Annotated in this window: 20 protein-coding genes; 14 read left to right on the forward strand and 6 right to left on the reverse strand. The window is 40.1% G+C overall.

The features are described from left to right. Positions 1-187: 187 nt before the first annotated feature. Positions 188-457 (forward strand): hypothetical protein, encoded by a 270-nt coding sequence (locus Q7A53_RS00005; RefSeq protein ID WP_411787053.1) that lies wholly within the window; start codon positions 188-190, stop codon positions 455-457. 300 nt (positions 458-757) lie between these two features. Here Q7A53_RS00005 and Q7A53_RS00010 read toward each other — a convergent pair whose 3' ends face one another. Then, positions 758-2,017 (reverse strand): BaiN/RdsA family NAD(P)/FAD-dependent oxidoreductase, encoded by a 1,260-nt coding sequence (locus Q7A53_RS00010; protein WP_411787054.1) that lies wholly within the window; start codon positions 2,015-2,017, stop codon positions 758-760. 105 nt (positions 2,018-2,122) lie between these two features. On the opposite strand from Q7A53_RS00010, the gene Q7A53_RS00015 reads away from it, so the two are divergent. Continuing rightward, positions 2,123-3,742: a putative polysaccharide biosynthesis protein gene (locus Q7A53_RS00015; RefSeq protein ID WP_411787055.1), complete on the forward strand. Its 1,620-nt coding sequence runs from the start codon at positions 2,123-2,125 to the stop codon at positions 3,740-3,742. A gap of 12 nt (positions 3,743-3,754) precedes the next feature. Next, complete coding sequence (locus Q7A53_RS00020; protein WP_411787056.1) at positions 3,755-4,477, forward strand: pseudouridine synthase; 723 nt, start codon at positions 3,755-3,757, stop codon at positions 4,475-4,477. Positions 4,478-4,515: 38 nt separating this feature from the next. Here Q7A53_RS00020 and Q7A53_RS00025 read toward each other — a convergent pair whose 3' ends face one another. Next, positions 4,516-4,734, reverse strand: coding sequence for a DeoR family transcriptional regulator (locus Q7A53_RS00025; RefSeq protein ID WP_411787057.1), 219 nt, complete (start codon positions 4,732-4,734; stop codon positions 4,516-4,518). Between the two features lie 157 nt (positions 4,735-4,891). On the opposite strand from Q7A53_RS00025, the gene Q7A53_RS00030 reads away from it, so the two are divergent. From Q7A53_RS00030 to Q7A53_RS00050, 5 genes are read left to right on the forward strand one after another with little or no spacing between them, the layout of a single operon-like run. Next, a complete protein-coding gene (locus Q7A53_RS00030; protein ID WP_411787058.1) occupies positions 4,892-5,917 on the forward strand; it encodes a potassium channel family protein in 1,026 nt (341 codons plus the stop codon). Beyond that, the gene (gene pepV, locus Q7A53_RS00035) at positions 5,914-7,293 is read left to right on the forward strand and encodes a dipeptidase PepV (protein ID WP_411787059.1); all 1,380 of its coding nucleotides are present in this window, start codon (positions 5,914-5,916) and stop codon (positions 7,291-7,293) included. Before Q7A53_RS00030 ends, pepV begins: the two co-directional genes overlap by 4 nt. Positions 7,294-7,315: 22 nt before the next feature. Beyond that, positions 7,316-8,500, forward strand: coding sequence for an MFS transporter (locus Q7A53_RS00040; RefSeq protein WP_411787060.1), 1,185 nt, complete (start codon positions 7,316-7,318; stop codon positions 8,498-8,500). Beyond that, a complete protein-coding gene (gene thpR, locus Q7A53_RS00045) occupies positions 8,500-9,060 on the forward strand; it encodes an RNA 2',3'-cyclic phosphodiesterase (protein WP_411787061.1) in 561 nt (186 codons plus the stop codon). The genes Q7A53_RS00040 and thpR overlap by 1 nt, the downstream gene beginning before the upstream one ends. Before the next feature lie 7 nt (positions 9,061-9,067). Next, on the forward strand, positions 9,068-9,988 hold the full coding sequence (locus tag Q7A53_RS00050; protein WP_411787062.1) for an NERD domain-containing protein: 921 nt from the start codon (positions 9,068-9,070) through the stop codon (positions 9,986-9,988). On the opposite strand, the gene Q7A53_RS00055 is transcribed toward Q7A53_RS00050, so the two are convergent. Further along, the gene (locus Q7A53_RS00055; protein WP_411787063.1) at positions 9,975-10,994 is read right to left on the reverse strand and encodes an EAL domain-containing protein; all 1,020 of its coding nucleotides are present in this window, start codon (positions 10,992-10,994) and stop codon (positions 9,975-9,977) included. The two genes, Q7A53_RS00050 and Q7A53_RS00055, sit on opposite strands and share 14 nt — an antisense overlap. An 88-nt stretch (positions 10,995-11,082) precedes the next feature. On the opposite strand from Q7A53_RS00055, the gene Q7A53_RS00060 reads away from it, so the two are divergent. Both Q7A53_RS00060 and Q7A53_RS00065 read left to right on the forward strand, forming a co-directional pair. Continuing rightward, positions 11,083-12,012, forward strand: coding sequence for a diacylglycerol/lipid kinase family protein (locus Q7A53_RS00060; RefSeq protein WP_411787064.1), 930 nt, complete (start codon positions 11,083-11,085; stop codon positions 12,010-12,012). Positions 12,013-12,165: 153 nt separating this feature from the next. After that, positions 12,166-12,978, forward strand: a complete 813-nt coding sequence (locus tag Q7A53_RS00065) for a phosphotransferase (protein WP_411787065.1) — start codon at positions 12,166-12,168, stop codon at positions 12,976-12,978. 42 nt (positions 12,979-13,020) lie between these two features. Here the strand turns inward: Q7A53_RS00065 and Q7A53_RS00070 are convergent, their stop codons facing one another. Beyond that, positions 13,021-13,224, reverse strand: a complete 204-nt coding sequence (locus tag Q7A53_RS00070; protein WP_411787066.1) for a hypothetical protein — start codon at positions 13,222-13,224, stop codon at positions 13,021-13,023. 228 nt (positions 13,225-13,452) lie between these two features. On the opposite strand from Q7A53_RS00070, the gene trmB reads away from it, so the two are divergent. Together trmB and Q7A53_RS00080 are read left to right on the forward strand one after the other, a co-directional pair. Then, positions 13,453-14,097 (forward strand): tRNA (guanosine(46)-N7)-methyltransferase TrmB, encoded by a 645-nt coding sequence (gene trmB / locus Q7A53_RS00075; RefSeq protein ID WP_411787067.1) that lies wholly within the window; start codon positions 13,453-13,455, stop codon positions 14,095-14,097. Between the two features lie 65 nt (positions 14,098-14,162). Beyond that, entirely contained in the window at positions 14,163-15,017 is an 855-nt protein-coding gene (locus tag Q7A53_RS00080; protein WP_411787068.1) for a YtnP family quorum-quenching lactonase, read from the forward strand. Between the two features lie 47 nt (positions 15,018-15,064). Here Q7A53_RS00080 and Q7A53_RS00085 read toward each other — a convergent pair whose 3' ends face one another. Continuing rightward, positions 15,065-15,382, reverse strand: coding sequence for a PepSY domain-containing protein (locus Q7A53_RS00085; protein WP_411787069.1), 318 nt, complete (start codon positions 15,380-15,382; stop codon positions 15,065-15,067). A 147-nt stretch (positions 15,383-15,529) separates the two neighbouring features. On the opposite strand from Q7A53_RS00085, the gene Q7A53_RS00090 reads away from it, so the two are divergent. Together Q7A53_RS00090 and Q7A53_RS00095 are read left to right on the forward strand one after the other, a co-directional pair. Continuing rightward, entirely contained in the window at positions 15,530-16,597 is a 1,068-nt protein-coding gene (locus Q7A53_RS00090; RefSeq protein ID WP_411787070.1) for a M42 family metallopeptidase, read from the forward strand. A 96-nt stretch (positions 16,598-16,693) separates the two neighbouring features. After that, positions 16,694-17,200, forward strand: coding sequence for a DUF84 family protein (locus Q7A53_RS00095; RefSeq protein ID WP_411787071.1), 507 nt, complete (start codon positions 16,694-16,696; stop codon positions 17,198-17,200). A 179-nt stretch (positions 17,201-17,379) separates the two neighbouring features. On the opposite strand, the gene Q7A53_RS00100 is transcribed toward Q7A53_RS00095, so the two are convergent. After that, positions 17,380-17,820 carry a YtoQ family protein gene (locus Q7A53_RS00100; RefSeq protein WP_411787072.1) on the reverse strand — a complete coding sequence of 147 codons (441 nt, stop codon included), beginning with the start codon at positions 17,818-17,820 and terminating at the stop codon, positions 17,380-17,382. Positions 17,821-17,916 lie beyond the last annotated feature (96 nt).

Raw genomic sequence — 17,916 nt, forward strand, 5'->3', positions numbered from 1 at the left:
GATGGTAGTCGGGTCGATCCCCGTGAGAGTAGGACGTTGCCACGTCATCAAAAGCCTTGGATTTAATCCAGGGCTTTTATTTTTGACTTTTTTCTACTGCCGTTATGTTTTGCTGCAAAGTATTTTCTAAGTTTGCTAAATGCTGTAAACTATAATTGATAAGTAATACTAACAGCGAGGTGAAGAAATGGTTAAACTTGAAAGAAAGAGAGATACATATTTCAATTGGAAATACGCTTATTATCTAATTCTCATACCGATCGGATTTTACTTACTATCTTATAAAGAAGCAATTTCTTCTGTTCAGCAAATCGTTTTAATCGCTATTATGATTTTATTAGCCGTCGTTGGAGTATTCGGTATTACTGGACGATATCAACCAGTAAAAGTTTATGGTTACTTGTATTTAATAAGTGGCTTTCTATTTGCTTATATGGCGTTAGTGTTTATTTGGTAATGGAGATTGGATAGTAATGGTTTGGAGGGATAGTTATCGTTCTTCTCAGGTGGAGTTATTCCCGCAGGAAAATGGTGCGCGGCTATTTTGATAAATTTCCTAACTCTGTTATTTATTTTCGAAGAATCCGGAGATTTTACATTATCTATCATTTGGATTGGGACGTAAGAGATCCTGTTTTAACAACTGAGGATCGGGAAATTATGCAATGGCTGTTAAACAAAGAACTTGGGCGGGAAAGTGAATATCAACAAAGAAAATCGAGAACCAGTTAAATACTGATTCTCGATTTTTATATGCTTATCCCATTGCTTCCCAGGCAGCATGCATGCCGGCCACACGCCCAGTAACCATAGCAGCTGTAATATTATAACCGCCTGTATAGCCGTGGATGTCCAGAATTTCTCCGCAAAAATATAAACGTTCCATTAGTTTTGACTGCATGGTATTTGGGACAATTTCCTTAATGGAGATCCCACCGCCTGTAACAAAAGCTTTTTCAAGAGGCTGTGAGTCATGAACTTGAATTTGAAAGTGTTTAAGCTCTTCTACAAAGGTACGTAATTTCTGGTTTGAAATGTTCCCCGCCTTATCTTCAGGAACAATCTGACCCTTGTGAAGCAAGTAATCCATCAATCGTTCCGGTACCATGCCTTTGACTAAGTTTCGAAATAACTTCTTAGGCTGTTCTTCCACTAATGTTTGAAGCTGCAGTAATAACTCGTGGTCTTTTTGATCTGGAAGACAATCGATTTCGATTAAGACCGGCTTATGACCTTTCATAAACTCTTTTACAACATATTGTGAACAGCGAAGGATTGCTGGCCCAGATAACCCGAAATGAGTGAACAGCATGTCCATTTGATGGGTAATGATAGCTTTCCCTTTTTTATTTAATACTGATACATTTACATCTCTTAGGGCTAAACCTTGCAAAATCTTTTCTTTAATAAAAGATTCATTGGAAATAAGAGGGACTTCTGTAGGGAAAAGTTCGGTAATGGTATGACCGGCTTTCTTTGCCCATGCATAACCATCCCCTGTGGAGCCTGTATGAGGAACCGCTTTTCCACCTACTGCTAAAATGACTGATCGGGTAGTGATTTTCTCTTGAGAATGCAGGATTACCTGGTGCTCCTGCTCTCCGTAATGGATAGCTTGCACCGGAGTTTTAGTGCGTATTTCTACATTCAGTTCTTTTAAACGGTCCAGCAGGGCGTTAACAACGTCTTTTGCTTTATTACTAACCGGAAACATACGGCCGTGGTCCTCTTCTTTTAAGGCAACTCCAAGCCCCTCAAAGAAGTCGATAATATCGTAGTTATTAAATACCGAAAACGGACTGTAAAGGAATTTACCATTCCCGGGAATGTGTTTGATCACTTCTTCTTCAGGAAGACGGTTGGTCACATTGCATCTTCCTCCACCTGAAATCGCGAGCTTGGTTCCAAGTTTATTTCCTTTATCGATTAATAAAGTTTTGACCCCTTGTTCAGCGGCAGCAATGGCTGCCATTAATCCGGAAGGGCCGCCCCCTATTACTATTACCTGGTATGTCATGAGGTTCTTCCTTTCTTTTTAAACCTAATTCAGTTGTTTTGTCTCTATTTATGATAAAATAGATGCGGTCGAATCTACAATAAAATTGAAGGTGAATCTAATAATATGTCGAAAATTTTAAAAGGTACAATGCTTTTGACAGGGGCAACATTTCTGTCAAAGCTTTTAGGTATGATTTACACGATTCCATTTGCACAAATGGTAGATCCAAGCGGTATGGATCTATATTTTTATGCTTATACACCATACAACATTCTGCTAAGTGTTTCTACCTTGGGAGTACCACTTGCTGTTTCAAAGTTTGTATCTAAGTATAATTCTCTGGGTGATTACCAGACAAGCCGCCGAATATTAAAAACAGGAATGCAGCTGATGGCCGTTTCAGGTATTGTGGCCTTTTTGATCCTGTTTTTCGGTTCTCATCAAATGGCCATATGGACATTAGCGAGTGACGCGACGCAAAAAAGTATTGAGGATACCTCGATGGTTATACGCATGGTCAGTTTTGCCTTAATCATTATTCCCAGCATGAGTATTGTCCGAGGGTTCTTTCAAGGAAATGAATCGATGGCACCGACGGCGGTATCTCAAGTAATTGAACAAATTGTCCGCATCGTTTTTCTATTAGCTGCCGTCTTCATCATCCTTGACATCCTTCATGGTTCGACTACATTGGCGGTAGGATTTGCCACATTTGCCGCTTTTATTGGTGGTGTCGCTTCTATTGCAGTACTTTTTTATTACTGGAAAAGAAGAAAACCGCATCTGGACCGCATGCTTGAGCAGCAGGGAGAGACACAGGAAGTTTCAAACGGAGCAATGATCAAAGAACTTTTAGGTTATGCTGGTCCGTTTGTGCTTGTTGGGATAGCCACACCGCTTTATCAATTTGTTGATCAGATGACCTTCAATGACGCGATGGAAGCGGCAGGCCTAAGTGATCTTGCAGATGGTTCAATTTCAGCGATCAATTTTCTTAGCCATAAGCTGGTCATTATTCCGGTTACTTTAGGAATTGGGTTATCTCTGGCCATCCTGCCTGCAATCACCAAAGCGTTTACCAATAATCAAAGAGCGCAATTGTTCCGCCAAATTAATCAAGCCTTAGAAATTGTGGCATTATTAATTCTTCCTGCAATTATCGGCTTGTCTATTGTAGCATATGAAGCTTATGGCACATTTTATGGAGTGGACAATTTAGAATATTACGGCGGGCTGTTAAGATGGTATGCACCTGTTGGTTTGTTCTTTGCTCTCTACACAGTAACAGCGTCAATTTTACAAGGAATTAATCGGCAGAACTTTGCTGTCATCAGCCTGGGCACAGGCTTGCTAATTAAGATTTGCACAAACTCCTGGCTGGTACTTATGCTCGGAGCAAAAGGGGCAATCGTTGCTACTGGGCTTGCAGTAGCCTCAGCAGTTATCCTGAATCTGTATAAAATTCAAAGAGCGATACACTTTTCTTACAAGCAATTATTCAAACGCACCTTGCTAATCACTATCTTAACCACCATCATGGGTTTCGCTGTATGGGCAGTTAAATGGACGATGAGTTTAGGTATGGACCCAATGAATAACAGAGCCCATGCGCTGGTTATTCTAATTGTTAGTGTAGCAGTGGGTGGATTAGTCTACTTATTTCTTGCCTATAAAACAACATTACTAGAGCGAATTATGGGTGGACGAATTTCTAAATTAGATAAGTGGTTGAAACGTAATTAAGGAGGGAATCGCATGCGCATAGATAAACTGCTCGCCAATATGGGTTACGGTACACGTAAGGAAGTAAAAACAATGCTAAAGGGCGGCAGCGTCCGTGTAAACGGAAACGTTGAAAAGAACGGGAAAACACATGTAGATCCAGAGAATGATCAAATCACTTTACTTGGGGAAGTTATAGAATATCGAGAGTATATTTACCTGATGATGAATAAACCTGGAGATTTAGTATCGGCAACTGAAGACGCCAACGATATGACAGTAGTTGATATTCTGCAGCCTGAAGATCAGGTATTCAAACCCTTTCCTGTAGGGCGGCTGGATAAAGACACAGAAGGTCTGCTCCTGATTACGAATGACGGAAAGCTTTCTCATCAACTCACTTCACCTAAAAAAGATGTCGGGAAAACCTATTTTGCCCGGATTGATGGGAAAGTGGAAGAAGAAGATATTGCCCGATTTTCTGAAGGTGTAGAGCTTGATGATGGATATGTTACGAGACCGGCATCCTTAACCATTCTTTCCTCAGATACGATTTCTGAGATTGAACTAACTATTACAGAAGGTAAGTTCCACCAAGTGAAACGGATGTTTGAATCCGTAGATAAAAAGGTGACTTATTTGAAACGAATAAAAATGGGAGAATTGGAACTGGACTCCAGTCTAGAGCTAGGTGAGTATCGAGAGCTTCAGGACGAGGAACTAAAATATTTATTCTCTATTACAAATTCAGGATGAAAAACACCCGGGCATGCCCGGGTGATCTATACATAAAGTTATGAAATTTTTACTTTTTTTTGAGTAGCTGCCCACTTTCCACGGTTCGGACTCGAAACAAGACCGTTATATTCCAAGATACTTAAGTCCCTCTGCATGGTTCTGTCTGTAATTCCAAACTCATCTGCTAACTGATCTGTAGTCACTATTCCCTGATCTCTAATGTAAAGGTAAACAGCTTTTATTCGGTTGAGCATACGGGATGATGGATGATTCAAAAAAACCACTCCTTATTTCGTTGGAATCTGTGAGCCTGTCAATCCTATGAAGTTGATTACATTTTACAACACACATTTGCGTTTCGCTACAAACCCGCGCTAAATTTACAGACAATTCACTAAATTTACACCATTTTAAAGTTAGGAGGCTGAATCATTGGCAGTTTTAAGAAAAATGTTTCTGAAAATGGTTGAAATTAATAACGTAGTGCTTTTTCTTTCCAGTATCGCTCTTGTATTGTTTTCTTCTATTTTAATCGTCGTCGTTGAAAATAATACGTTTCCGACATTCTTTGATGGTTTTTGGTGGGTAATGACCACAGTCACGACAGTTGGGTATGGAGATTATTATCCAGTATCGATCGCTGGGAGGGTCATTGCGATTATCCTATACATCGTCGGGATTGGCCTTATTGGGGTTGTGATCGGAAAAATCATCGACGGGCTTGCCGTCTTTCGAAAAAAACGTCTGGAAGGTGATATTGTGTATAAAGGGTCGGGACATTTTATTATTATTGGCTGGTCTCAAAAAGCAAGTTATGCGGTGAAAGAAATGGTTGAGACAATGGAACAAGCAGAAATTGTTATTATTGATGAGCTGAAAGAAGCCCCTATGCTTACCCAGAATATTCACTATGTTCAGGGGAATGCTTCAGAACAGGAAACTTTAAAAAAAGCGAACGTAAAAGAGGCGCGATCCGTGCTTATTTTCGCAGAGGACCGTTTAACGAATAATCAAATTATAGACGGAAAAACATTATTGATTGCTTCGACCATTGAATCGGTTGCTCCCGGGGTCCATACGATTGTCGAGATAATGGAAGAAAATCATATTCAAAATTTCCAGCATGCTCGTGTAGATGAATTTATTATTTCAAATGAAACCATTTCTTCACTTGCCGTACGTTCTGCCTTTAGAAAAGGGGTCTCAGGTATATATAGTCAATTACTTCGAAGGTCAGTTGGAGATGATTTGTATCATATTCCATTAAATAAGGAGTGGAAAACTTATCGGGACGCTTTTCAAACGCTGCTTGATCAAGGAGCCACTTTAATCGCTGACCGGAATGACCTGACCATAAACCGTAAACTTGATGAACTGCTTCCTGCTGAAGCTGAACTGTACGCAGTATGTGATGATATTACCTATCAGAAAATTATGGAAAGAGGGGACAAGTTATGAATTTTGATAAACTAAGTCAATTTTATCAGGAAGAATATTTAGACAAACTGAGCCGCATCCTGGAAATCCCTAGTGTTTATCAGGAGAGTGAACAGTTTCCTTATGGTGAGGCGATACAGGAAGCTTTAACTGCCTTTCTTCAAATCGGTGAAGCAGACGGTTTTGATGTGAAGAATGTGGATGGACATGCCGGCCATATCGAGTTTGGAGAAGGAGAAGAGCTAATAGGCATTCTAGGCCATTTAGATGTAGTACCCGCAGGAGAAGGCTGGTCTTATTCTCCTTTTACTCCCACCATTGTAAATGGAAAATTGTATGCTAGAGGAGCTCAGGATGATAAAGGCCCGGTTATGGCCGCTTATATAGCTATGAAATTGTTGAAGGACCAGGGTTTTAAGCCCAAGAAAAGAGTAAGGCTGATTGCAGGCACAGATGAGGAAAGGGACTGGAAAGGAATGGACTATTACTTTAAACACGAGGAAATGCCCGGATTTGGATTTTCTCCAGATGCTTCATTCCCTGTAATTCACGCAGAAAAGGGTTTGATGGACTTCTATTTTCAGTTTGACCTTTCTAGAGAAGAAGGGTATTCTGATGTAATGGTTTTAGAAGCATTGACTAGCGGCGATCGATTAAATATGGTACCGGACCAAGCCGATGCTTCGATACGGACGAATGAGGATATTGAAGAGAGCTTTCAACAATTCATAAGGAGCAGTAAAGCGGATGGAGAAATTCACAGAGTCGGAGACCAAGTCCAGATTCATGTGGAAGGTAAAGCCGTACATGCTAGCAACCCTCAACAGGGGATAAATGCACTTTCTGAACTGCTTCGTTACTTAATGAGTTTGCCTATAGATCAATCGCAGCTTATTGGTTTTTTATTTGATAGCTTCTCTGACTCCACAGGCGGACAGATTGGGCTTTCTATGAAGGATGATGTATCAGGGCCATTAACACTGAATTTGGGTTTCTTACAGTTTAAGAGGAATGAACAATGCAAGGCTGGGATAAACCTTCGTTATCCTGTAACTGCAAAACCAGAAATAATCTTGGACACGCTAAAAGAACTGCATGCCCCACTTGCGTATACATTTAAACTTTATGATCATTTGGAAGCTTTATATATAGAAAAGGAGCATCCATTTTTACAAACGTTGACCAGAGTCTACAATGAGGCGATGGGAACACATGAACAGCCTATATCCATAGGCGGGGCAACGTACGCCCGCTCCCTGTCCACTGGAGTTGCCTTTGGGGCCATGTTTTCAGATAGTCCCGATACTGCTCACCAAAAAGACGAGCATGTGAGGATATCAGACATGGTTAAAGCCATTGCAATCTACGCAGCATCTATTTATGAATTAACCAATTAACTGAGCAGAAAGGTCGTTATCTATGGAAGTACAGCATACAGAAAAAACATATCGATTTATTCAAGTCTTTTATTTCTTTGTTTTTTTTGGATTTGGATCATTGTTTCCCTTACTATCCGTTTTCCTGGAACAAGAAAAGGGACTGAATCATACAGAAATTGGAATGATCATAGCTGCACTGCCATTGATTACGATCTTTATTCAGCCAATCTGGGGAATGTTAAGTGATTATACACGAAGACCAAAGCGGTTATTAATGGTAGCAGCCATTGCGGCGGCTGGTCTGGGGTTCTTCTATCCCCTCCTGCAACCTTTTCCAATCCTTCTCGTTGGTATTATTGTTATTGCGCTGTTTCAGTCTGGGATTGTTCCCTTATCAGATAGTTTATCCTTAAGCTTTGTCCAGACGAATGGAAAAGAGTATGGAAATATCCGTTTATGGGGGGCTATTGGGTTTGCTGTATCTGTATTTGTTTTAGGAAGGGTGACGGATCTTACGGGGTCTTTGGATTGGATCTTTTATTTCTTCTCAGCTGGCTTGATTTTTGCTCTGATCGCTCTTACGCAATTCCCAAGAAAAGCGGATGACGTTTCTGTTTCGTTTCGGACGGGGATAGGAATCTTAATTAAGCAGAAGGCTTTTCTACTCTTCTTATTCTCTAATTTCCTAATTTTCGGCCCCGTACTCGCTAATAATTACTATTTTGGTACTTTCATTTTGTCTGTAGGCGGGACGTTATCTGGAGTTGGAATCACTTTTCTCCTTGCGGCAGGAAGTGAAGCTCCGTTTATGAAGTTTGCTCAGCAAGTCATTAATAAGATGGGGGTACTGCAAGTCATTTTGCTAAGTGCTTCGGTATCCTGTTTACGCTGGCTGCTGTACTTCTTCGACCCGTCCAGTACAGTTGTCTATCTTTCCACGATCGTTCAAGGTATATCTGTTGGCTTGTATATCCCAGCTGCATTGATTCTCGTTCGTGAGCTTGCCCCGCGTCAAGTCAGGGCAACCGCAGTAGGTTTATACTCAGCAGTTGGAAATGGGATTGGCAATGCCTTCTTTACCTTTATGGGCGGTGTACTAATCGATGCATGGGACGTTAACGGAATGTATGGTTTCTTCTCTTTGATGACGTTTCTTGGAATAGTTCTGCTTATTGTGGTGCAACAAACGGCCTCTAATCATTCTTTAAAGGAGAAGGTATCCTAATGTCAAATTCTCACTATTTTATAGGGTTTCCAGTACGTGAAGATCTTAAAAATCGCCTGGAAATTTGGCAGAAGCAATTAAGGAAGAAAGCGGATTATAAAGTCTGGACCTTTCCAGACGATTTCCATATAACAGTGAAATTCCTGGGTGATTGCGCCGATAATACATTAGAGGAACTTCTTAAGAACCTTGAAAGTCAAGACTGGCCCTCTGTTTTTTCAGAAACCATCGGCCCGATAGGCAACTTCGGAAGTAATGTTCACCCAAGAGTAGTTCATGCAAAAGTAAGTAAAAGCGATCGTCTTTCGATCATCAAGCAGCAAGTTGAGGAAGCGGGTGTGAAGGCTGGGCTGGATAGAGAGAAACGACCTTATTCTCCTCACATTACTTTAGCTAAAAAATGGGTCTCCGGTACGCCACTAGAGGACGGCTCTTTTCCTTCTGTTTTTAGAGAGGTCTACCACCAGGAGATTTCTCATTTGACCCTCTACCGCATCCATCCGGCAAGGAAACCTAAATATGAGGTGGTTGCCGAGCTTCCACTGCACAAGAAGGAGTGATTATAGTTTGGCTCAGCTGATTAAATTATTCGATTACATCTCCCGTTATGAAACAAATATTTACCAATATCCCAGTCAGTATATCCGCTTGAAGAGAGAGAATTGGAAGAACATGCACCAAATGTGGAAGCAGGGAAGTTTAAATAAACAAGTAGAGATAGATGAACCGGAGGATGAATCATCGGGATGGAAACGGCTATTCAACCGAAAAAAAAATAAAGCATCTGAACATCCTGAAGAGTCGACTGCCAGAGTAATGGAAAAACCGCCGGAAAGTTTAATCGAACTAAAGCAGTATTTTCTAGATGGACTGCTGCCTTTTCAGTTAAAATGGGCATCGACTACACTTCTGCATAAATCATTTGTAGATAAACTTTACTATCAGGATGCACGTTTAAAATACTTTTTGCAAAGGTTTCCTGATACCTATTTGCTCATGTATGAAGCGGTAGTGGAAATGAAAAAAGCAAAGATGGATGCGGAGACGATTTTGGTTGGTCCATTAGGTATAGAAATTATTCATTATTTAGACCTCCCCGATGCTGACGCTGTTATCCCTTCCGATCATAACAACTGGTATGTGCAGCGGGGAAAGGTTCAAGAGAAACTTTTAAGTCCAATGATTGCGTTAAACAGAACGGAAACATTTGTAAAAAGTGTATTAAGTAAATATGGGATTGATTTTCCTTATCATAAGGTTGTTTTAGCTCCGAAGCTTACATTTCAAGAAGCTCAGGTGCCCTTTCATACTACATACATTGATCAAACGCTGTATTCCCAATGGCTTTATGACAAAAGGAATACAGCTTCACCTTTAAAACATAGTCAGTTAAAAGCTGCCGAAGCATTGCTCCAGCATTCCAGAAGTCATTCTATAAAACGGCCGGAGTGGGATAAGGAAGATGATACTGAGGCTATGGAAGAATAAGTTCTGTCTCAGGAAGGGGCTGTGGTCTTCCTATGAAGTACCCCTGAGCATAATCAATTCCTAGTGTTTTCAACCATTCCCATTCTTCAACTGTTTCTATTCCTTCTGCCAGTACTTTGATGTCTAAAGAACCTGCCCGGTCCATCACTTTGAATAAAAATTCCTGGTTTTGCAAATCAATATGACAGTTTTGAACATAGGAACGGTCGATTTTTAAGTAATCAGGTCTGATTAAGCTGAGCATTTCAAGTGTACTGTATCCTGAACCTACATCATCTAAGGCAACTTTCATGCCTGAAGATTTATATGTATCTAAAATAGATTTCAAGTGCTCTACATCGGTGATTTTCTCAGTCTCCACCACTTCAAAAACTAAATCAGCAGGGTCCACATTGAATTCTTTTACCATTTGAAAGGTATGTTTTAAGCAAAACTCTGGTATATAAATGGTGGAGGGGAGAAAATTAATAAACATCTTCTTTCCAGCTTCCACATACTGTGATTTCGTCTTTACTGCAGACCGTCTTGCTTTCTGATCTAGCATCGATTGTAATCCGGCGCGGTGAGCAAAAGCAAAGAGATCTCCTGGATGAACTTTCTGCTCTGTAGTTCGAAGCAGTGATTCATATCCAAATAATTCATTGCTGTGCACATCTACGATGGGCTGGAGATGGGAGGTGAAGTTTTCACTGTGAATGACACTGGCTAAATCAGAGTGGGTTAAACGTTCATACAAGTGTTGAATGGATATCGGGAAAGTTCTCGAAGTAGCCCTATTACCTATATGTACCCAGTAGGCAGGTGTCTGTTCGCTGAAAAGTAAGGCTAAAGAAGATTGCAATTCCTCGAGAGACTGATAGTTTAAGATCAACACCTCTTCATCTTGATACTGGACAGAGAGGTTTCGAGGGACTTGATCTTTTGATAAAGATTTACGGTTAATGATCAGCCCGCCGTATTTTGGCAGCTGCACACTGGTTCCACAAAATTGACAATCGTTTCCCATTCATAAAGACCTCCTTTGGTAATAATAGTATAATAGAATAGTATCACATTTGCATAATGATATGATGGAAATTTAGGAGAAATGGCACATGTATATAGTAATTGTTAATCCTGAATCGGGAAGCGGCAAAGCATTACAGCTATTAAATAATATTCAACAAGATCGGTACTTTCAACAGAAGAACTGTCGTTCATTTATTACAAAATACGCTGGTCATGCGGAAGAAATTGCTGAACAAACAGCTGAAATATATAAAGAGGTTATTGAGGGGGTTCTCGTTGTAGGAGGAGACGGTACGCTGCATGAAGTAATGAATGGCCTTCATCGGTATCCTCTAGTTCCTGTAGCTTTCATTCCTAGCGGTTCTGGCAATGATTTTCATCGGGGGATCCATAACACTCATAAAGAGATTGCGTTATTTCGAAAGATCGTTCAAGATCCTACCGTGCATAACCTCAGGTTTGGAGCCTATCTTATTAATAAAAAAAGAGCCCTTCATAAACGGTTATTTGTAAACAGCATCGGCTTTGGCTTAGATGGGAGTATAGTAACGACTGCCAGCCAGTTGAAGAAAAATATATGGCTGCGGCGTCTGCACTTGCTGTCATTAACTTATCTTTTGTCATTTTTTAAAGTACTTCCTAAATATAAGCCAATCCACTTTGAGCTGGAATTGGACGGGAAACCTGTATCAATAAAGGAAGCGGCTTTACTCACTGTTACCAACCATCCTTATTATGGGAGAGGGATGAAAATTGCTCCCACCGCCGATTTGACCAGATCTTCTTTCAAAGTAATTCTCATCACTCCAATGGCTAAATGGAAAATTTTTCTGTTGTTTTTCAGCGTTTTTATAGGAAAGCATACGAAGTTAAAAGAAGTTCATGAATTCGATGCTGAATCTGTTGTTATTCGATCAAATTCATCAATACCCTTCCAGGTGGATGGAGAAGCAGGGAGATGTTTACATTGCAGGATAGAAAAATCAGATTCATACTATAAGGTGCTGAGCGGGTAAGAGCTAACTCTTGAATGATCTTAAAGAAATGAGTTAGTCTAAATGATAGACTGTTTTTTTCAAGTGAAGAAACATTGACTATGGATAGAAGCAAGACTACGATATAATAGGATAGAATAACTACGTGATGTAATCACAGGAAGATTTGAGGAATTGAAGGTGAATTGGTTGGAGCATATACTTGGAGATAATTGGACAATAACCCCTGCAGGAGGTTCGACAGGAGAAGCATACTATGCTCAAACAGAAGGAAAACGTTTATTCTTAAAACGTAATTCTTCTCCGTTTCTTGCTGTGCTTTCTGCTGAAGGAATCGTACCCAAGCTTGTTTGGACCAAACGCCTGGAAAATGGCGATGTGATTACCGCTCAAGAGTGGTTAGAGGGTCATGAACTAAACACTGAATCAATGAAGCATCCAAGAGTAGCAGCTTTATTAAGTAAAATCCATCATTCTACTGAACTTTTAGATATGTTAATGAGGCTGGGAAAACAGCCTTTAACTCCGGAAGAAATACTAAAGGATTTAAAAGATAATCAGCGGATACTTGACCGAGTGGATCCCCGTCTTGAGATCCATCAAGCGATGAAATTCCTGGAAAGCAATGTTCAGCAGGTGGAACATCATGTTCACGTGGTATGTCATTGTGATACCAATCATAATAATTGGCTTCTTTCTGCAGAGGATCAACTTTATCTCATTGATTGGGATAATGCTATGGTTGCTGATCCGGCTTTAGATTTAGGAATGCTCCTGCACGCATACATCCCTGAAAAAAACTGGGAGCAGTGGCTTGAGCAGTACGGTGCTGTACCAGATGAACATTTATATGAACGAATGATCTGGTATGCGGTGTCTCAAGGGCTATCCTTTATTCAGTGGCACAAGATGCGAGGAGAATATGAGGAAGCAGCTATTCGCACTGAAGATTTAATACACTTAATGGTAAAGTACCAAATCATTTAAAAAACGCTGCTGATTAAATCAGCAGCGTTTTTTTGTAATGGTTTATGAGGAAGCTGGAGCATACTTAAGTTTCTTTTCGCGTACTTCAGGATTTGTTATTTCACTCAGTTTCTCAAAAGGATAGATAAATAGGGCATAACCAGCAAATAAGACTGAGAAGACAGCTAGTACAGTCATTTCAAAAACTCCGCGAATAAGATTCATAGATTCAATAATCACTCCAGTTAATTTATTATTTTCTAACACAATTACAATCATATATGAGAAAGCGTTTACAACCCAAGTGAGCAGTACAGTTGTAATTAGGGACTTTTACATTGAGAATCGCCATTCTATTCATATATCTTGCTTAAGGTTATAGTTAGGTCGATATAATCACAAATACGAGCAAAATCTTTCATTTTCATAAAAACTTTTATTTTTGACTGTATTCGTGGTACCATTTTTAACGATAATGAAGGAGGAATCGGATTCATGCGTTTGAGAAATAAACCTTGGGCAGATGATTATTTGAGAGAAAATAATCATATCGTCGTTCAAGAACCCTTTTCTATGAAAGGGAAATGGAAAGAGTTATTTAATGATCCTGATCACCCGTTACATTTAGAAATTGGGTCTGGAAAGGGTCAGTTTATTGCAGGTATGGGGGCTCAGCATGACGATGTGAACTTTATCGGTGTAGAGCTGGTGAAAAACGTTATTGTTGGTGCCTTAAAGAAAGTGCTTGAGGCGGGCGTGGAAAATGTGAGACTTGTGAATCAGGATGCTAATGATCTTCGTGAGCTGTTTCAGTCTAATGAAATTGACCATATTTATTTAAATTTTTCTGATCCGTGGCCGAAAAATCGTCATGAGAAACGGAGACTTACTTTTCATACATTCCTAAGTCAGTATGAAGATGTTCTCGTTCCAGGCGGTGAAATTACTCTTAAAACCGATAACAAAGGTTTATTTGAATACTCCCTCGTAAGCTTTTCGGAATATGGAATGATTTTAGAAGATGTTTCGGTAGATTTACACGCGGAGGAGGATCCACTGAATATTTCCACTGAATATGAGCAAAAGTTTTCAGCAAAAGGCCAGCCCATTTACCGATGCCGGGTAAGATTCCAAAGCTGATAGCGTTTACAAGCCGCCTTTCTATGATAAACTGATCCTATAGTTTGCAAAGGGAGGCGTGGTTTGTGGAATCTTTAACTATTGGCAGAGCCCGATTAACATGGCTGAATGGCGGTGTTACTCATATGGATGGGGGAGCAATGTTCGGTGTTGTTCCAAAGCCGCTATGGAGTAAGAAGTATCCGGTAAATGAAAAAAATCAGATTGAATTAAGGACCGATCCGATTTTGCTTGAATTAGATGGCAAGAACTTACTTATTGATTCAGGAATTGGAAATGATAAGCTGTCTGACAAACAGCGTAGAAATTTTGGTGTGTTGGAAGAATCCCATATAGATTCTTCTTTAAAACAACGAAATCTAACCCGTGAGGATATTGATATGGTCTTAATGACTCACCTTCACTTTGACCACGCTTGCGGACTTACGATGTGGGAAGATAATGAGCTGGTGCCTGCTTTTCCTAATGCCACTATTTACACGAGCGAAGTAGAATGGAACGAAATGAAAAATCCTAATATTCGTTCAGCAAATACGTACTGGGAAATAAACTGGAAGCCGGTTGAGCAGCTAGTACATACCTTTCAGGAATCCACTGAGATCCTGCCAGGGTTGAGAATGGTACACACGAGTGGTCATAGTGAGGGGCATTCCATTATCCTATTTGAGGATAACGAAGAAACATTTATTCATATGGCAGATATCATGCCTACCCATGCCCATCAAAATGTGCTATGGGCATTAGCTTATGATGATTATCCAGTGACTTCTGTACACGAAAAGCAGAAGTGGATGGGTTATGGCTACGAAAGACAAGCGTGGTATGTCTTCTATCATGATGCAGAATATCGTGCTTTGCAATTCAATGAAAATGGAGAAAAAATGAACGAGTTAGGCCGACCAGCCCATACCTATAAATAATTCAAAAAAAAAATCCCTTTGGCATTACGGCCAAAGGGATTTTCTTGTTATGCAGTTTCTTCAGTAACATCTACAATTGTACCTGTTTCTGAATCGATAAAGAATTCGTATTGAGTCGTTTGTCCATCTTCGTTCTTAGAGACTCCTCCACGGTAAACTTCGTAATTAATACCGTTTTTGTTAAGGTCTTCTGGTTTCATATAAATCCATGAACCACTTATCGGTCCCTGTTTCTTAAAAGCTTCTTTCGCAATCTTTAATGCTTTCTCAGGCGTTACTCCTTGTTTGCTTCCTACTTGTTCTTTAACTACATAGCCTGCAAGTGCTCCAACACCTGCTGCTATTGCGACTTTTTTCCAATTCATTTAACCATCACCTCACATCAGTATTCTTATTAAACTATACTAAATATTCCCGTTAAAAGGAAATTAAAACTTTAAATCTGATTTGTAGAAACGTTTTCAAAGTTCCGTTAAAATAGAAGAAGAGGCATACAAAAGGAGTTGTACATATTGAATCAAGAAACGAAAGAATTATTTAAGACATTAACAGAGTTGCCAGGAGCACCAGGAAATGAACATCACATGCGTCATTTTATGAGACAAGAATTAGAAAAGTATTCGGATGAGCTCGTGCAGGATCGTCTTGGCGGTGTATTTGGAGTTCGTAATGGAAAAGGACCGACCGTAATGGTTGCTGGACACATGGATGAAGTTGGATTTATGGTTACGCAAATCACTGATAATGGGATGATCCGTTTTCAGCCGCTTGGAGGCTGGTGGAATCAGGTGCTTCTTGCCCAAAGAGTGCAGGTCATTACCGAGCAGGGACCTATCGTTGGAGTAATAGGCTCCATCCCTCCTCATAATTTGACACCAGAACAGCGCAAGAAACCAATGGAAATGAAAAATATGCTTATTGATATTGGCGCAGATGACCGAGAGGATGCAAGAACGCTGGGCATTAAACCGGGGCAGCAAATTGTTCCTATCTGTCCTTTCACTCCTATGGCTAATCAAAAGAAAGTATTGGCAAAAGCATGGGATAACCGATATGGCTGTGGTCTATCCATTGAGCTGTTAAAAGAATTACAGGGGATAAAGCTTCCTAATAAACTTTATTCGGGAGCAACTGTACAGGAAGAAGTCGGCTTGAGAGGGGCACAGGCCGCTTCTAATATGATTAATCCCGATATTTTCTATGCTTTAGATGCGTCTCCGGCAAATGATATGAGCGGAGACAAAAAAGAGTTCGGCCAATTAGGTAAAGGGGCTCTTTTAAGAATATTAGATAAATCTATGGTCACCCACCGTGGTATTCGTGATTTTATTTTAGATACAGCAGAATCTAATGATATTCCTTATCAGTATTTCATTTCTCAAGGAGGAACTGACGCCGGCCGTGTGCATATTTCCAATAATGGCGTGCCATCCGCTGTAGTCGGAATCTGCTCTCGCTATATCCATACCTCTTCATCTATTATCCATGTTGATGACTATGCGGCTGCGAAAGAGCTGCTCGTTCATCTTGTCAAGAATACAGACAAAAATACGGTTGAATTAATTAAGAAAAACGTGTAGATCTCTACCATTTTAAATTAAACTAACACCATGTTTGTTTGTCTGGTTTTATGCTAATATAGGGGAAAGTGTCTGCAAGAGAAAGGTGTTAGTTAAATGAAAGTTTATATAGGTTCACAAAATCCCACTAAGATAAATTCTGTTAAAAAAGTTTTTTCTGAAGATGAGGTCATAGGGGTGGATGTGGAATCGAAAGTTTCGGCCCAGCCTTTTTCTGATGAAGAAACATTAGAAGGTGCCATAAACAGAGCCAGGGAGTCTGTGACAATGAAGAAAGCTGATTTGGGAATCGGACTTGAAGGTGGAGTTATGGAAATTGGAGAAGATCTTTATCTTTGTAACTGGGGAGCTCTGATTGACCGGAAAGAGAATCTTTATACCGCAAGTGGGGCTAGAATCCGCCTGCCTGATCAAATCAAGCAGGGGTTAGAAAAAGGGCTGGAATTAGGAGAAGTCATGGATCAATTTACAGAAAAAGAAAATGTAAGAAAAAATGAAGGCGCCATTGGGATTTTTACGTATGGAGAAATTGAGAGAGCGGAAATGTTCATTCATATTGTTAAACTTCTCACAGGTCAATGGCGTTATGACCAATTACAATAAAAGTCCGAGAGAATACTAGCACAATCACGGTAAACTTAAATGTAATAAGATAGGTAAAATCATAGATAGGAAGTGGCTCTGGATTTGCAGAGACGCTTCATTTTTTCTTAAAAACAAAGGAATCCCCAAACCATTTTCTATTGGTTCGGGGATTCCTTTGTTCTCATACTTTAGGTGAGCTATTCATACAAATAGCTTAAAACTTCGATGGCTTGTTCGATAGTCTCTACGGTAACATTTGCCTGATTGGATAGTTCCTTAAGCGGGTGAATGAGTGATTCCGGCCGCACAAGGATGAGCGGTTTTCGAAGCTGTAAAGCAGCACTCGCATCCATAGCGGTGTTCCATTGTTTATAATTTTCGCCAAACAGTGCTATGACGGCGTCTGCTTTATTTAACAGCACTTGAGTTCTAAAATTATTTATACTTGATGCGGCATCATCACGGAATAATTGATCAGGCTGCTTTCCGAGGATCTCTTCCCCAATGTTATCTGAGCGCTCATGATTTGTTTGAGGGCCGGTAAAATGGATCGAAAGCTCACGCTGCTTTGCTAATTCTTTTACTTTTTCACGCCAATCGTCGTGTATTTGACCAGCTAAATAGACAGTTAGTTCCATACCTTCAGCCTCCTCTAAAACTTATTCATGAACAGTATGTACATATTATGGAAGCGCTGTCCAGCAATTGGACTTGAACCAAAAAATGTTACTTGC

Source organism: Halobacillus rhizosphaerae (genome assembly GCF_046719735.1).
Taxonomy (GTDB): domain Bacteria; phylum Bacillota; class Bacilli; order Bacillales; family Halobacillaceae; genus Halobacillus_B; species Halobacillus_B rhizosphaerae.

Bases quoted from the DNA above. Each gene is read 5' to 3' on its own strand.
- Q7A53_RS00005 (WP_411787053.1), top strand. From the start codon at position 188: ATGGTTAAACTTGAAAGAAAGAGAGATACATATTTCAATTGGAAATAC.
- Q7A53_RS00010 (WP_411787054.1), bottom strand. From the start codon at position 2,017: ATGACATACCAGGTAATAGTAATAGGGGGCGGCCCTTCCGGATTAATG.
- Q7A53_RS00015 (WP_411787055.1), top strand. From the start codon at position 2,123: ATGTCGAAAATTTTAAAAGGTACAATGCTTTTGACAGGGGCAACATTT.
- Q7A53_RS00020 (WP_411787056.1), top strand. From the start codon at position 3,755: ATGCGCATAGATAAACTGCTCGCCAATATGGGTTACGGTACACGTAAG.
- pepV (WP_411787059.1), top strand. From the start codon at position 5,914: ATGAATTTTGATAAACTAAGTCAATTTTATCAGGAAGAATATTTAGAC.
- Q7A53_RS00040 (WP_411787060.1), top strand. From the start codon at position 7,316: ATGGAAGTACAGCATACAGAAAAAACATATCGATTTATTCAAGTCTTT.
- thpR (WP_411787061.1), top strand. From the start codon at position 8,500: ATGTCAAATTCTCACTATTTTATAGGGTTTCCAGTACGTGAAGATCTT.
- Q7A53_RS00055 (WP_411787063.1), bottom strand. From the start codon at position 10,994: ATGGGAAACGATTGTCAATTTTGTGGAACCAGTGTGCAGCTGCCAAAA.
- Q7A53_RS00060 (WP_411787064.1), top strand. From the start codon at position 11,083: ATGTATATAGTAATTGTTAATCCTGAATCGGGAAGCGGCAAAGCATTA.
- trmB (WP_411787067.1), top strand. From the start codon at position 13,453: ATGCGTTTGAGAAATAAACCTTGGGCAGATGATTATTTGAGAGAAAAT.
- Q7A53_RS00085 (WP_411787069.1), bottom strand. From the start codon at position 15,382: ATGAATTGGAAAAAAGTCGCAATAGCAGCAGGTGTTGGAGCACTTGCA.
- Q7A53_RS00095 (WP_411787071.1), top strand. From the start codon at position 16,694: ATGAAAGTTTATATAGGTTCACAAAATCCCACTAAGATAAATTCTGTT.
- Q7A53_RS00100 (WP_411787072.1), bottom strand. From the start codon at position 17,820: ATGGAACTAACTGTCTATTTAGCTGGTCAAATACACGACGATTGGCGT.